This window comes from Streptomyces sp. NPDC020884 (genome assembly GCF_044333935.1).
In the GTDB taxonomy this organism is placed as follows: Bacteria; Actinomycetota; Actinomycetes; order Streptomycetales; family Streptomycetaceae; genus Streptomyces.
Genome location: NZ_JBIRRY010000002.1, coordinates 240,604 through 254,722 on the forward strand (window position 1 = coordinate 240,604; position 14,119 = coordinate 254,722).

Here is a 14,119-nt window from a genome sequence, read left to right on the forward strand (position 1 = left end):
TCTCTCAGTCGTCTTCGTTGTCGCCGAAGTCGGGGCGGACTCCGCGGGCGGCCTGGACCTCGTCGTTGGAGGTGCCGGCGGCGACCATCGGCCAGACCATGGCGTCCTCGTGGACGATGAAGTCGATCACGACGGGGCGGTCGTTGATGGAGTTGGCCTCTTCGATGACCTTGTCCAGGTCGGCCGGGTCCTCGCAGCGGATGGCGTGGCAGCCCATGGCCTCGGACAGCTTGACGAAGTCCGGGACGCGGGTGCCCTTGGCCGGGACGCCATCGGTGTCCGCGCCGGAGTGCAGCACGGTGTTGGAGTAGCGCTGGTTGTAGAAGAGGGTCTGCCACTGGCGGACCATCCCGAGCGCGCCGTTGTTGATGACGGCGACCTTGATCGGGATGTTGTTGAGCGCGCAGGTGGTCAGTTCCTGGTTGGTCATCTGGAAGCAGCCGTCGCCGTCGATGGCCCAGACCGTGCGGTCGGGCATGCCGGCCTTGGCGCCCATCGCGGCCGGGACCGCGTAGCCCATCGTTCCGGCGCCGCCGCTGTTGAGCCAGGTGGCGGGCTGCTCGTAGTCGATGAAGTGGGAGGCCCACATCTGGTGCTGGCCGACGCCCGCGGCGAAGATCGTGCCCTCGGGGGCGAGCTTGCCGATGCGCTGGATGACCTGCTGCGGGGAGAGGCTGCCGTCCTCGGGCAGGTCGTAGCCGAGCGGGTAGGTGTCGCGCCAGCGGTTGAGGTCCTTCCACCACGCGGCGTAGTCGCCGGTGCGGCCCTCGGTGTGCTCGGCCTGGACGGCCTGGACCAGGTCGGCCAGGACCTCGCGGGCGTCCCCGACGATCGGCACGTCGGCGACGCGGTTCTTGCCGATCTCGGCCGGGTCGATGTCGGCGTGGACGACCTTGGCGTACGGGGCGAAGCTGTCCAGCTTGCCGGTGACGCGGTCGTCGAAGCGGGCTCCGAGGGCGACGATCAGGTCGGCCTTCTGCAGCGCGGTGACGGCGGTGACCGCACCGTGCATGCCCGGCATTCCCACGTGCAGCGGGTGGCTGTCGGGGAAGGCGCCGAGCGCCATCAGGGTGGTGGTGACGGGCGCTCCGGTCAGCTCCGCGAGGACCTTCAGCTCGGCGGTGGCCCCGGCCTTCAGGACGCCGCCGCCGACGTACAGCACGGGCCGCTTGGACTGGGTGATCAGCTTGGCGGCCTCGCGGATCTGCTTGGCGTGCGGCTTGGTCACCGGGCGGTAGCCGGGCAGGTCCATCGCCGGCGGCCAGCTGAAGGTCGTCCGGGCCTGCAGCGCGTCCTTGGCGATGTCGACGAGGACGGGTCCCGGGCGGCCGGTGGAGGCGATGTGGAAGGCCTCGGCGATGGTGTGCGCGATGTCCTCGGCGCGGGTGACCAGGAAGTTGTGCTTCGTGATCGGCATCGTGATGCCGCAGATGTCGGCTTCCTGGAAGGCGTCCGTACCGATGGCCGAGGAGGCCACCTGGCCGGTGATCGCGACCATCGGCACCGAGTCCATGGCCGCGTCGGCGATCGGGGTGACCAGGTTGGTCGCGCCGGGGCCCGAGGTGACCATGCAGACGCCGACCTTGCCGGTGGCCTGTGCGTAGCCGGTGGCCGCGTGCCCCGCGCCCTGCTCGTGGCGGACCAGGATGTGGCGGACGCGGGTGGAGTCCATCAGCGGGTCGTAGGCGGGGAGGATGCAACCGCCGGGGAGGCCGAATACCGTGTCGGCGCCGACTTCCTCGAGAGAACGGATGAGGGACTGCGCGCCCGTGACGTGCTCAACGGTGACGGACGGCTGTCCGCCGGTACGGGCGCGCGGCTGCGGGTGGTGGGCCCCGGTGGCCTGCTCGGTCATCGGCATTCTCTTCTCGAAGCTGAGGGTTTTCGCGGGTGTTTTGCAGCGTTTTGAGAGGTGTCAGTGCAACAAAAAACCCCTCGTGCCGTGAGGCAAGCGAGGGGAGCGCGCCGGGTGCGGTCCGCAGAGTGTCGTGGAGTGACTCTGCTTCAGCCGACGCGCTTTCCAAGTACGAGAATTCGGGTGCGCATGGCATTGACCCTCTCTCCGGCACGCATGACGTGTCAAGTAGGTGGGACGGGCGTCTCAGCATGTGATCCGGTGAGCAGCGGGATCGAGCCGCCCGCCATCACCGTCCGGGGGCCCGGAATGCCCGGCACGGGGAACTCCCCGCGGACCAGGGCACGGCGGAGCCGGTACTCGTCGAGCGGGCCGGAGAAGGCCATCCCCTGCCCGTGGGTGCACCCCATGGCGCGCAGGGCGAGGACCTGCTCGGGGACGTCGACGCCGTCGGCGACGGACTGGAGGCCGAGGTCGCAGGCGATCCGCAGGAGGCCACTGGTGATCTTGTGCAGTCTGGCCGATTCGACCACCCCCTCGACCAGGTTCCGGTCGAGCTTCAGTACGTCGATGGGGAGCCGGCGCAGCGCGTTGATCGCCGCGAAGCCGCTGCCGAAGCCGTCGAGCGCGATCCGTACGCCGAGCCGGCGCAGGGCCACGAGGCGCTGCTCCAGGGCGTCGAAGGAGACCCGGGGGTCGCTGTCGGCGACCTCGATCATCAGGGCGCCCGAGGGCAGGCCGTGTCGGGTCAGCAACGCCTCGATGGAGCCGAAGGGCGGGGCGGTGTCCAGCAGCCGGGCGGCGGACAGCCGCACGGAGACGGAGACGGGATGCCCGGCCCTGGCCCGGTCGGCCGCCTGGGCCACCGCCTCCTCCAGGAGCCATCGGCCGAGCTCGGCGGTGCGGTCGTCGTCGCCCGAGACCCGGAGGAACTCGGCGGGGGTGAACAGGATGCCCTGGGCGGAGCGCCAGCGGGCCTGGGCGGCGACGGCGGCGACGGACCCGCTGGCGAGGTGGACGACGGGCTGGTGGAGCAGGGCGAACTCGCCGTCGCGCAGGGCGGTGCGCAGCCGGTTGGCCAGCTCGGAGCGGCGTACGACGTCGGCCTGCATCTGCGGGGCGTACAGCTCGACCCGGTCCTTGCCGCCGGCCTTGGCGCGGTACATCGCGAGGTCCGCGTTGCGCATGAGGTCGGTGGGGCTGATGGCGGGCTCGGCGAAGGCCACGCCGATGGAGGCGGCCACCCGGACCTCGCTGGGGCCGATCCGGTAGGGCTGGGAGAGGGTGAGGCGCAGCCGGTCGGCGATCTCGTGGACCTGGTACTCGCGGGCACCCTGGTCGCGGGTGCCGTCGCCCATGATGAGCGCGGCGAACTCGTCGCCGCCCAGCCGCGCCGCGGTGTCCCCGGTCCGGACGGAGTCCTGGAGGCGGCGGCCGGCCTGGACGAGCAGTTCGTCGCCCGCCAGGTGGCCGATGGTGTCGTTGACCGCCTTGAAGCCGTCGAGGTCGATGAAGAGGACGGCGGTGCCCGGGTCGCCGGAGCGGCGGCCGCCGAGCGCCTGGCGGACCCGGGCGGTGAACAGCGACCGGTTGGGCAGGTCGGTGAGCGGGTCGTGCTCGGCGTTGTGCTGCAACTGGGCCTGGAGCCTGACCCGTTCGGTGACGTCCCGGCTGTTGAGGAGGAGGCCTCCCTGGTGGCGGTTGACGGTGGACTCGACGTTGAGCCAGTCGCCCGCGCCCGAGCGGAAGCGGCATTCGATGCGGGTGGTGGGCTCCTCGTGCGGCGGGGCGGCGAGGAAGCGGCGCACCTCGTGGACGACCCGGCCGAGGTCGTCGGGGTGGATGATCGAGGACAGCTCGGAACCGACGAGGTCCTCCGCCTCGCGCCCGTAGACCCCGGCGGCGGCGGGGCTGACGTAGCGCAGGGTGCCGTTGGGCGCGGCGATCATGATGACGTCGCTGGAGCCCTGCACCAGGGAGCGGAAGTGGTTCTCCTTCTGGGCCAGTTCCTGGGTGAGGGAGATGTTGTCGAGGAGCATGATGCCCTGGCGGACGACCAGCGCCAGGACGACGGTGCAGCCGGTGAAGATCACGACCCGGTCCACCCGGCGACCCTCGACCACGTTGTACAGAATGCCCAGGGTGCAGACGGCGGCGGCGAGATACGGGGTCAGCGCGGCCAGCGAGCCGGCGATCGGGCGGCTGACGATGACGCGCGGGGGCCCGGGGCGGTCGGGCGACCGGGCCCCGCGCCGGGCGCCCCACGGGGCGTAGGCGAGGAGCAGCGACCCGGCGAACCAGCCGGCGTCCAGGAGCTGGCCCGAGTGGTAGGTGGAGCGCAGCAGCGGCGAGGTGAACACCGCGTCGCTCAGCACGGTCAGCGCCAGGGCGGCGATGGCGGTGTTCACCGCGGAGCGGTTCACCCCGGCCCGGCGGAAGTGCAGGGCGAGCACCATCGAGACGAGCACGATGTCGAGCAGCGGATAGGCCAGTGAGAGGGCCGCGGGCGCCACGCTGGCGTCCTGGAAGCCCGCCAGGTGCGTGGTGTGCGCGAGGGCGAGGCTCCAGGCGAGCGTCAGCAGGGAGCCGCCGATCAGCCAGGCGTCCAGGGCCAGGCACACCCAGCCGGCGCGGGTGACGGGACGCTTGGCGAGCACCAGCAGTCCGACGATGGCGGGCGGCGCGAAGCAGAGGAAGAAGACGTCGGCGAGGGAGGGCGTGGGCACGGGGACGCCGAGGATCACCTCGTACCAGCCCCAGACGGCGTTTCCGCAGGCCGCCATGGCGGAGGAGAGCGAGAACAGCAGCCAGGCGGGGCGCAGTCGGCCCGCACCCGCCCGCGCGTAGAGGAAACAGGAGACCGCGGCGATCAACGCTGCCGCGGCGAGACCGAAGTCCCCCATGAAGACGGCCACCTGTGGCGAGCCCCAGCCGACGGCGGCGCCCACCGAATACCCCGCGCAGACGACGCCGAGCAGGATCCGGGACCACATCCCCGTGGTGCCGGATGCGGACCGCGGGGAGAGCAGGGCCCCCAGCGCGCTCACCGGAGGGCTCCCCGTCCGGGGCCCGCCGGGCGCGCGCCCACCGGCGCCGGGGACTGCTGCGGGCCTCTCCGGCACCGCTCGGCCCGCTCCGGCACCGGCCTCGCCGGCGACGCCGGTGCGGGGCAGGAATCCGGCCATCGCCGGGGGCGGGGCTCCGTCCGCGCGGGCGGCCGCAACCGTCCGCCCGTACGCGTCGGATCGTCTCTCCATGGCCAGCACATCGCCCGTCGCCCCCTCGCGTTCCGGTGCTCCCCCCGCGCCGTCCCTTCCACGGCGCAGCCCCCCGGATCGGACGATACACCAGATCCGTCACTCAGGGCCATAGATTCTCTACGCTCCGTGACGAAAGGCGAGGTGAGCGGCACTGCGTGCATCCGGACCGCCCCGTAGCGTGGCCGCCGCGGCGGGTCAGCCGGTGGTGGTGACCACGTTGTGCACCGGCTCTCCGGCGGCGAACCGGGTGAGCTGTGCGGCCAGCAGCCGCTTCGCGCGCGGTTCGAACGCCGAGGTGCTGCCGCCCACATGAGGCGTGATCAAGACATTCGGAGCATGCCAGAGAGGGTGGCCCTGGGGCAGGGGTTCGGGGTCGGTCACATCGAGCGCGGCCCGCAGCCGTCCGGACTCGAGCTCGGACAACAGGGCCTTGGTGTCGACGACTCCACCGCGCGCGACGTTGACGAGGAGGGCGCCGTCGGGCATCGCGGCGAGGAAGTCGGCGCCCACCAGCCCCTGGGTGGACGCGTTCAGCGGGGTGGAGAGGATCACGACGTCGGCCTCGGGCAGCAGGGCGGGCAGCTCGTCGAGCGTGTGTACGGGACCGCGCGCGGTGGTCCGTGCGGAGCGCGCGACGCGCGCCACCCGCGCGCACTCGAACGGGACGAGCCGGTCCTCGATGGCCGAGCCGATGGATCCGTAGCCCACGATGAGGACGGACTTGTCGGCGAGCGCCGGGTAGAAGCCGGAACGCCACTCCTCCTTGTCCTGGCCGTGGACGAACCCGGGAACACCGCGCAGGGAGGCGAGGATCAGCGTGAGCGTCAACTCGGCGGTGGACGCCTCGTGCACCCCCTTGGCGTTGCAGAGCCGGACCCCCGCGGGCAGCAGGCGCAGCCCCGGCTCCACGTGGTCGATGCCGGCGGAGAGCGTCTGCACCACCTGGACGGCGTTCATCGCGGCGAGCGGGCGCACCGCTACGGCGGGACCCTTCATGTAGGGAACGACGTAGTAGGCGCAGTGGGCCGGATCCCCGGGGTAGTCCGGTTCGCCGTTCCAGAAGAGGTAGTCGAGGCCCTCGGGCAGCCCGTCGATCTCCTCGGCCGGGTAGGGCAGCCACACGTCGGCAGTCGTCGCAGTCATGGTCAGGAGGCTATGCGACGGACGGGTGAGCGCTCCAGGGCTGCCGGACCTCCGCCGGGGGCCCTTCGCGCGACGGGCCGTCAGCCCGGTCGCAGCCCGAGGGCCCGCACCCCGGCGTACAGGGCGGCGACGTCCGCGGGCCGGAGCAGGGAGCGTCCGGTGAGGCGGGAGACCCGGTCGAGGCGGTTGCGGACGGTGTTGCGGTGGCAGTAGAGGATCTCGGCGATCTCGGTGGTGGATCCGGTCTCCGAGTCCAGCCAGGCGGTGAGCGTCTCCATCAGGTCCTTGCGGTCGGGTGCGGCCAGGACCGGGTCGAGCACGGTGAGGGCCATCCGCAGCGCCAGGTCGGGCCCGGCGGCGACCAGGGCAGCGGCCGGATCATGGTCGAGCGTGACCGCCCTGCGCGTGCCCGCGGGCAGCGAGGCCCTGGCCAGCGTCGCCAGGCCCAGGGCGTCGGCGCTCTCCCGCAGCCGGGTGTAGGCGGGGCTGAGTCCCGCACGCCCGGTGACCGCCGTGCCGACCGCGTCCAGGACCGTGGCGAGTGCCCCGGCGGGTGCCCCAGCGGGTGCCCGGCCGGGGACGGGAGAGGGGTCGGGCAGCGCGATGATGCCCGCGAGGCCGTCGGGGCGCGGGCGCCAGGCGGAGCGCAACCCGCCCCGCAGCATGGCCTGTTCCATCGCGGTGACGTCCCGGTGATCGGCGACGACGCACACGTACGGTCCCTGCTCGGGCAGGCCGAGGGAGGCGGCGGTGCCGCCGAGCATCGCCCAGTCGGCCGTCTTCCCGGTCAGGAGCGCGTCGAGGAGCAGCAGCCGGTGCAGTTCGTCGGCGCGGGCCAGCCCGACCAGGGTGTCCCGGTAGACGTCGTTCACCGTCCGGGACGCCGCGTCCAGCAGGGACCAGACCGCCATGGAGGCCTGGGCGATGTCGTCCATCGTCGTGCCGGGCCGGTGCTTGGCGCGGTCGATGAGGGCGTCGGCCACCAGGCGGTAGCCGATGAGGAAGGCGTGCAGGACGGCGTCGAGCGGGACACCCTGCGTGGCCCGCCGGCGCACGCTCTGCCGGGTGATGTCGGTGCGCACCGGCCGGTGGTGCGCCATGCAGGTCAACTGCTCGCGCAGATTGCGTTCGTTGAAGTCGCGGACGTCGGCCAGGATCTCGGCGCTCAACCGCGCGTACGGCGCGATCTCCGTGGTGATCGCACGGAACAGGTCGTCCGCCAGGGCATCGAGCCGCTCCAGCAGTTCCGCCGCGCACACCGCCAGCAGTGGGGGGACGATCAGGCCGCCATCGGCGTGCTGCTCCGACATGCGCGTCAGCATACGGTTCATCCCGCCGGCCGCCCCTGTGCGGGCGCACAGGGCGGTGGCCGTATCCGAGGTCGTCCGCCCACTCCGTACGGTCCGTGTTGTGCCGCAGCATTTTCCTCACGAGCCGCTGAGGAGAGCTGATGCTGAACCTGTCGTCCCTGCTGGAGCACACCGCCCAGGAGCACCCGGACCGTACCGCCCTGGTCCTCGGTGACGCCCGCACCACCTACGCCCGACTGCAGGCGCGAGCGGAGGCCGTCGCCGACCGGCTGCGGCGCCTCGGCATCGGCCGCGGCGACAAGGTGGCGCTGAGCTGCCCGAACGTACCGGACTACCCGGCCGCCTACTTCGGCATCCTCCGCACCGGAGCGGTCGTGGTGCCGCTGAACATCCTGCTGCGCCCGCAGGAGGTCGCCTACCACCTCGCGGACTCCCGTGCGAAGGCCTTCCTCTGCTTCGGGGACACCCCCGGACTGCCGCTGGCCCGGGTGGGGCGGGCGGGCTTCGACCGGGCGCCCGACTGCGAGCACTTCCTTCCGCTGCCCGGGAGCGAAGGCGACGGTTCGGTCCCTGCGGCGCCGGTCGAGGCGGCGGCCACGGCGGCGGAGGACACCGCCGTGATCCTCTACACCAGCGGCACGACGGGCCGGCCCAAGGGGGCCGAACTCACCCACCGCAACATGGTGATGAACGCGTTGATCACCGACCGGCTGTTCACCCGGGTGGAGGACGAGGTGATGCTGGCCGCCCTGCCGCTGTTCCACGCCTTCGGCCAGAGCGCGGTGATGAACATGGGCCTGCTCCGGGGCGCCACCCTCGTCCTGCAGCCCCGCTTCGACGCCGGGGAGGCGCTCCGGCTGATGCGGCGGGAAGGGGTGACGTTCTTCGCGGGGGTGCCGACGATGTACGGGGCGCTGCTGAGCGAACTCGGCGAACGGCCCCCGCCCGACCGGTTGCGTACGGCCGTCTCCGGCGGAGCCGCCCTGCCCGTCGAGGTGTTCGAGCGGTTCGGCAGGGTCTTCGGCGTGGGGGTGCAGGAGGGGTACGGCCTGTCGGAGACCTCGCCCGTCGCCTGCTTCAACCCGGCCGGTTCGCCGCCGAGGCCCGGGTCCATCGGCCGGCAGGTCTGGGGCGTGCGGATGAAGCTCGTCGACGACTCCTGGCGGACGGTCCCGGGCGACGGGCAGGGCGAGATCGCGATCCGCGGCCACAACGTCATGAAGGGCTACTACCGGCGGCCCCACGACACGGACGCGGTGGTACGCGACGGCTGGTTCCGCACCGGTGACATCGCCCGTCGCGACGAGGACGGCTACTACTACGTCGTGGACCGGGTCAAGGACCTGATCATCCGCGGCGGCTTCAACGTCTACCCGCGCGAGATCGAGGAGGTCCTGATCACGCATCCGGCCGTGGGCACGGTCGCGGTGGTAGGGGTGCCCCACGCCACGCACGGGGAGGACGTCAAGGCGTTCGTCGTCCCCGTGCCCGGCACGGAACCGGTCGAGGACGAACTGATCGCCTGGTGCCGTGAGCGGATGGCCGCCTACAAGTACCCGCGCAGCGTGGAGTTCCGCGACAGTCTGCCGCTGACGTCCACCGGCAAGATCCTCAAGCGCGAACTCGCCGCCGAGGCCCGGAGCCTCTAGGGAGGTTGCACAAACTCCGGCGTCGGTGATTGCCGCGATTGCGCAGGGACGAGGGCCGATTACTCGCCCAGGATGTGCGGTCAAGCACCGATGTGGTCCGGACGCATCACTCGGTTCACCTTGACGTCAGGAGTCGCCGTGTTGTGGAGAAGGAATCTGCTCGTCCCGTTGGCCCTGCTCGCATCGGTCCTGACCGCGTCGGCCGGCGCGGGCACGGCGGCGGCGTCCACGGACACGACCGTGGTCGCCGCGGCCGCACCCGCGGCTGCGGCCGCCAGTGACTTCGGGGCGCCCGGCCCGTACGCCACCGCCGTGGAGGTCGGGGCGATCACCACCCTGTACTACCCGCGCGACATCGCCGACAGCGACCGCCGCCACCCGGTGATCGTGTGGGGGAACGGCACCGGCGGCGTCCCCCTCGTCTACCGGGATCTGCTGCTGCACTGGGCCAGTCAGGGCTTCATCGTCGCCGCCGCCAACACCCCGCAGTCCAACCTCGGCATCTCCATGCGGGCGGGCATCGACATGCTCACCAGCAGGAACGCCGACCCGGGCAGCATCTTCTCCGGCCACGTCGACCTGGAGCACATCGGCGCATCGGGGCACTCGCAGGGCGGCGCGGCTGCCATCGTCGTCGGCGCGGACCCCCGCATCGACGCCATCCTGCCGATCCAGCCGGGTCCGCTGGCCAACATCAACGCGGTGCGCGTGCCCGCGCTGCTGCTGGCCGGCCAGCAGGACAGCATCGTCTTCCCCGCCCTGGTCAAGGCCTTCTACAACGCCGCCGACCACATTCCGGCCCTCTACGGCGAGGTGCGCGGGGCCGACCACTTCACCGTCGTCGGCGACCCCGGCCCGTTCGCCGCACCGACCACCGCCTGGTTCCGCGCCCATCTCATGGGCGACCAGGCGGCCCGCGCCCAGTTCTTCGGCCCCGACTGCGGCATCTGCACCGACACCGCGACCTGGTCCGACGTCCGCCGCAACAGCCTGGCCCTGAGCGTCCCGGCCGATCCTGCGTAACCCGCCCCGCCTGATCGCCGTCGCCGTGGCGGGCGGCGTCCCGATCCCCCTCACCGCCGCCTTCCCGGTCGCCCCCGCGACCGGGGAGGCGGCCCTTCTCGTCAAAGGACCGACATGGACATCATCGCCACGACAGACCGCGGCAGCGTACGAGGCCGGGTCGACCAGGGAATCGCCTCCTACCTGGGGATCCCGTACGCCGCCGCGCCCTTCGGGGTCCACCGGTTCCGCGCCCCCGCGCCCGTCGAGCCCTGGGAGGGGATACGCGACGCGCTGGAGTTCGGGCCCACCGCTCCGCAACGCCGCTACCGGCCGCCCCTCGACCGGTTGATCCCCGACGTGGACATCCCGGGGGAGGAGTGCCTCAACCTCAACGTCTGGGCTCCCCGGGCCCCCGGCGGACCGCTGCCGGTGATGGTGTGGATCCACGGAGGGTCGCTGCGCAACGGCTCCGCCGCCCTGCCCCTGTACGACGGCCGGGCTTTCGCGCGCGACGGTGTGGTCCTCGTCTCGGTCAACTACCGGCTCGGGGTCGAGGGATTCGGCGTCTTCCCCGACGCACCGGACAACCGGGGGCTGCTGGACCAGATCGCCGCCCTGACCTGGGTGAGGGACAACATCGCGGAATTCGGCGGGGATCCCGGGTGCGTCACGTTGTGCGGCGAGTCCGCCGGAGCCGTCAGCATCGCCGCCCTGCTGACCAGCCCTCGCGCGGCCGGTCTGTTCCACCGGGCGATCCTGCAGAGCGGCCCGCCGCAGACCGTGACGCGCGGCCGGGGCGCGAAGACGGTGAGAGCGATGGCGAAGGCGCTGCGGGTGCCCGCCACGGCCGCGGGGTTCGCCGCCGTGGACCGCGAACGGCTGCTGGACGCCCAGGACGCGTTGACCGGCCGGGCCGATCCGGTCAGCGGCGGGCCGGGCTTCCACATCGTGGTCGACGACGACGTGGTGCCGGCCGATCCTCCGCTGCCCACGGCCGACCTGCTGCTGGGCTGCAACCGGGAGGAGTACCGGCTGTGGTTCGTGCCGAGCGGAGCGCTGGACCGGGTCAGCGGGCTCACCCTGCGGCTGGCGCTGCTGAAGTTCGGGATCCCCGGTCGGGTGGCACGGCTCTACCGGGCGGGCCGGCCGGGCGCGAAACCCGGGGTGATCCTCGGTGAGATGGCCACCGATCTGCTGCTGCGCGGGCCGCTCAACCGGCTCGCCGACTCCCGGCCCGCCCGGACGTTCCTCTACGAGTTCGCCTGGTCCTCCCCGGTGCTGGAGCTGGGCGCCTGTCACGCGCTGGAGATCGGCTTCGTCTTCGACAACCTCCGGCACGGCGAGGCCCTGACCGGGCCCGACGCCCCTCAGCCGCTGGCCGATGCCATGCACCGGGCCTGGGTCGACTTCGCCGCATCCGGCGACCCGGGCTGGAGCGCCTGGGACGCCCGCCGGCCGGTCAGGGTCTTCGACCATCCCGGCACGTCCACGGTCCTCGCGCCGCGCCAGGAGGAGCTGGCGGCCTGGTTGTAGTGGCGTCCCGGCCCGCTGCGGGGCCTGCGGTCGGGTCCCGTGACCGGGGTCGCCGTCAGATGAGGTCCCGGGCGACGAGCGCCGCGTGCAGGAGCCGCGCCTCGGCGGGGACGGCCGGGTCCAGCCCGGTCAGCGTGCTCACCCGGTGCAGCCTGTAGTCCAGCGTGTTGCGGTGGACGCACAGCTCCGCGGCGCTGCGGCTGCGGTGGTGTCCGTGGCCGACGAACACCCGCAGGGTCTCCAGCAGGTACGGATGTTCCTCCAGCGGGTCGAGCTTGGCCGCCAGCCGCTGAAGTGCGTCGCCCGGACGCGCGAGCTGGTACTCCAGGAGCACGTCGTCGAGCCGGTACAGGCCGGGCGGGCGGCCCAGCCGCTGGACGAGGTCGCGGATGCGCCCCGCCTCCTCGGCCGCCGCGGGAACCGCGGCCGGTCCGGCGGCCGGGGCCGCGGCCGCGAACACGCGCTGCCCGATGTCCTTCCCGAGCGCCTCCGGCAGGCCGGAGGGGTCACAACCGCCCGGCAGCAGGGCGATCCCGGCGACGTGATCCATCAGCACCGGGACGCCCGCGTGGGCCTCCAGCGACGACTGCACCAGCCGGGCCGGCGGATTGGCCTCGAAGGCCAGGGCGACCACCTCGTGTCCGCCGGCCACCGTGACCCCCGCAGCCTCCGCCAGTTCCTCGTACGGCCGACCGGCCAGCAGCGCGGTCAGCAGCGCCCGCCGGACCCGCTTGTCCTCGCTGTGGATGTCCTCCTGGGCCGTGCGGTGGGCGAGCACGACGGCGGGCATCGCCGCGTGCAGGCAGGCCAGCAGCTTGGCTCCGGCCCCGGTCAGCTCCTCGGGTTCCGCCGTCTCGGCCAGTACCTGCCACCACACCTCCGCGCCCACGAGATAGGCGGCGATCACCGCCTCCAGGGGCACCCGCTCCTCGGCCCGCCGCCCCGACCACTCGATGAGCCGGGTCAGGTCACCGGGGCCCATCACGCCGTCCTGGCGCAGGGCCCGCAGCAGCAGATCGTGCACGGCCGTGATCGACCGCGTCACCTCGCCGTCGAGCGTCCGACGCGGCAACTCCCCGTAGAAGGGGACCTCCGCGGCACATCGAGCGACCACGGCGGCGGTGAAATCACCTCTGCGAGCAGCCATCCGTGCGTGTAGGCCAGGCATCGGCGTATCGTCACATCGCCCAAACGCTTCCGTCAATCACTCACCGAACTCACCCGGCAGGGGCCTGTGTCGGCGGCCGGGAAGGCGGAATGGCTCGTCCAGGAAAGGGTTCGGGGAGTTGGAGCGCAGGACTATCGGGGCGGCGGGGCTCGCCGTGGGTACGGTCGGGCTCGGCTGCATGCCGATGAGCTGGGGTTACAGCGCGTCGCAGCAGCTCGGCGACCGCTCGGTGCGGACGGTGCACGCGGCGCTGGACGCGGGCGTCCGGCTGCTGGACACGGCGGACATGTACGGCCCGTTCACCAATGAGCTGCTGGTGGGGCGGGCGCTGAAGGGCCGCCGCCAGGAGGCGTTCATCTCCACCAAGTGCGGGCTGCTGGTGGGCGATCAGCACATCGTCGCCAACGGCCGGCCGGGGTACGTCCGACGGGCCTGCGACGCCTCGCTGCGGCGGCTCCAGACCGATGTGATCGACCTGTACCAGTTGCACCGGGCCGACCCCGAGGTGCCGGTGGAGGAGACCTGGGGGGCGCTGGCGGAGCTGGTCACCGCGGGCAAGGTGCGCTCGCTCGGGCTGTGCGCGGTGGGGGCGCGGGCCCCGCGCCGCTCCGGCGAGGGTCAGCATGAGGGAACGATCCGGCAGCTGGAGCGGATCCAGCAGGTCTTCCCGGTCAGCGCCGTCGAGGCGGAGCTGTCGGTGTGGTCGCGCGGGGCGCTGGCGGAGCTGCTGCCGTGGTGCGCGGCGCGCGGGGTCGGGCTGCTGGCGGCGATGCCGCTGGGCAGCGGCTATCTGACCGGGACGCTCAAGCCGGGCCAGGGCTTCGAACCGGAGGATCTGCGGGCCAGGCACCCGCGGTTCACGGCGGAGGTGATGGCGGCGAACCAGCCGGTGGTGGCCGGTCTGCGGCGGATCGCGGAGCGCCGTGGGGCGACCGTGGCCCAGGTGGCGCTGGCCTGGGTGCTGCGTCAGGGCCCGCATGTGGTGCCGGTGCCGGGGGCGAAGCGGGAGCGCTGGGCGGTGGAGAACGCCGGGGCGGCGCGGGTGGTCCTGGACGACCGGGACCTGGCGGAGATCGACGGGCTGCCCGCCGCCCGCGAGTCGTGGGACTGAGCGCCGCCGTCCGGGCGGCGGGAGAATGGGCGCATCGGGAACTCCTGGGCCGGCCGCGGTGTAGGAACAGGTAGTCAGGCAACCG

9 protein-coding genes are annotated in these 14,119 nt (G+C 72.7%); 4 read left to right on the plus strand and 5 right to left on the minus strand.

Going from position 1 to position 14,119, the window contains the following annotated elements; genetic code table 11:
• Positions 1 to 4 precede the first annotated feature (4 nt).
• From ACH4UK_RS07945 to ACH4UK_RS07960, 4 genes are all read right to left on the minus strand, one after another.
• Entirely contained in the window at positions 5 to 1,861 is a 1,857-nt protein-coding gene (locus ACH4UK_RS07945; protein ID WP_398355141.1) for an acetolactate synthase large subunit, read from the minus strand.
• 218 nt (positions 1,862 to 2,079) lie between these two features.
• Positions 2,080 to 4,902 (minus strand): putative bifunctional diguanylate cyclase/phosphodiesterase, encoded by a 2,823-nt coding sequence (locus tag ACH4UK_RS07950; RefSeq protein ID WP_398355703.1) that lies wholly within the window; start codon positions 4,900 to 4,902, stop codon positions 2,080 to 2,082.
• 408 nt (positions 4,903 to 5,310) lie between these two features.
• On the minus strand, positions 5,311 to 6,258 hold the full coding sequence (locus ACH4UK_RS07955) for a 2-hydroxyacid dehydrogenase (RefSeq protein ID WP_398355142.1): 948 nt from the start codon (positions 6,256 to 6,258) through the stop codon (positions 5,311 to 5,313).
• 80 nt (positions 6,259 to 6,338) lie between these two features.
• Positions 6,339 to 7,568: a PucR family transcriptional regulator gene (locus tag ACH4UK_RS07960; RefSeq protein ID WP_398355143.1), complete on the minus strand. Its 1,230-nt coding sequence runs from the start codon at positions 7,566 to 7,568 to the stop codon at positions 6,339 to 6,341.
• A 140-nt stretch (positions 7,569 to 7,708) separates the two neighbouring features.
• On the opposite strand from ACH4UK_RS07960, the gene ACH4UK_RS07965 reads away from it, so the two are divergent.
• The 3 genes from ACH4UK_RS07965 (at position 7,709) to ACH4UK_RS07975 (ending at position 11,755) form a co-directional block, all read left to right on the plus strand.
• Positions 7,709 to 9,217: a long-chain fatty acid--CoA ligase gene (locus tag ACH4UK_RS07965; RefSeq protein WP_398355144.1), complete on the plus strand. Its 1,509-nt coding sequence runs from the start codon at positions 7,709 to 7,711 to the stop codon at positions 9,215 to 9,217.
• A 138-nt stretch (positions 9,218 to 9,355) separates the two neighbouring features.
• On the plus strand, positions 9,356 to 10,240 hold the full coding sequence (locus tag ACH4UK_RS07970; RefSeq protein ID WP_398355145.1) for an alpha/beta hydrolase family protein: 885 nt from the start codon (positions 9,356 to 9,358) through the stop codon (positions 10,238 to 10,240).
• A gap of 114 nt (positions 10,241 to 10,354) precedes the next feature.
• Positions 10,355 to 11,755 (plus strand): carboxylesterase/lipase family protein, encoded by a 1,401-nt coding sequence (locus ACH4UK_RS07975; protein WP_398355146.1) that lies wholly within the window; start codon positions 10,355 to 10,357, stop codon positions 11,753 to 11,755.
• Positions 11,756 to 11,810: 55 nt separating this feature from the next.
• Here the strand turns inward: ACH4UK_RS07975 and ACH4UK_RS07980 are convergent, their stop codons facing one another.
• Positions 11,811 to 12,902 (minus strand): PucR family transcriptional regulator, encoded by a 1,092-nt coding sequence (locus ACH4UK_RS07980; RefSeq protein ID WP_398355147.1) that lies wholly within the window; start codon positions 12,900 to 12,902, stop codon positions 11,811 to 11,813.
• Positions 12,903 to 13,077: 175 nt separating this feature from the next.
• Between ACH4UK_RS07980 and ACH4UK_RS07985 the strand changes: the two genes are divergently transcribed.
• On the plus strand, positions 13,078 to 14,034 hold the full coding sequence (locus ACH4UK_RS07985; RefSeq protein ID WP_398355704.1) for an aldo/keto reductase: 957 nt from the start codon (positions 13,078 to 13,080) through the stop codon (positions 14,032 to 14,034).
• Positions 14,035 to 14,119: the final 85 nt, after the last annotated feature.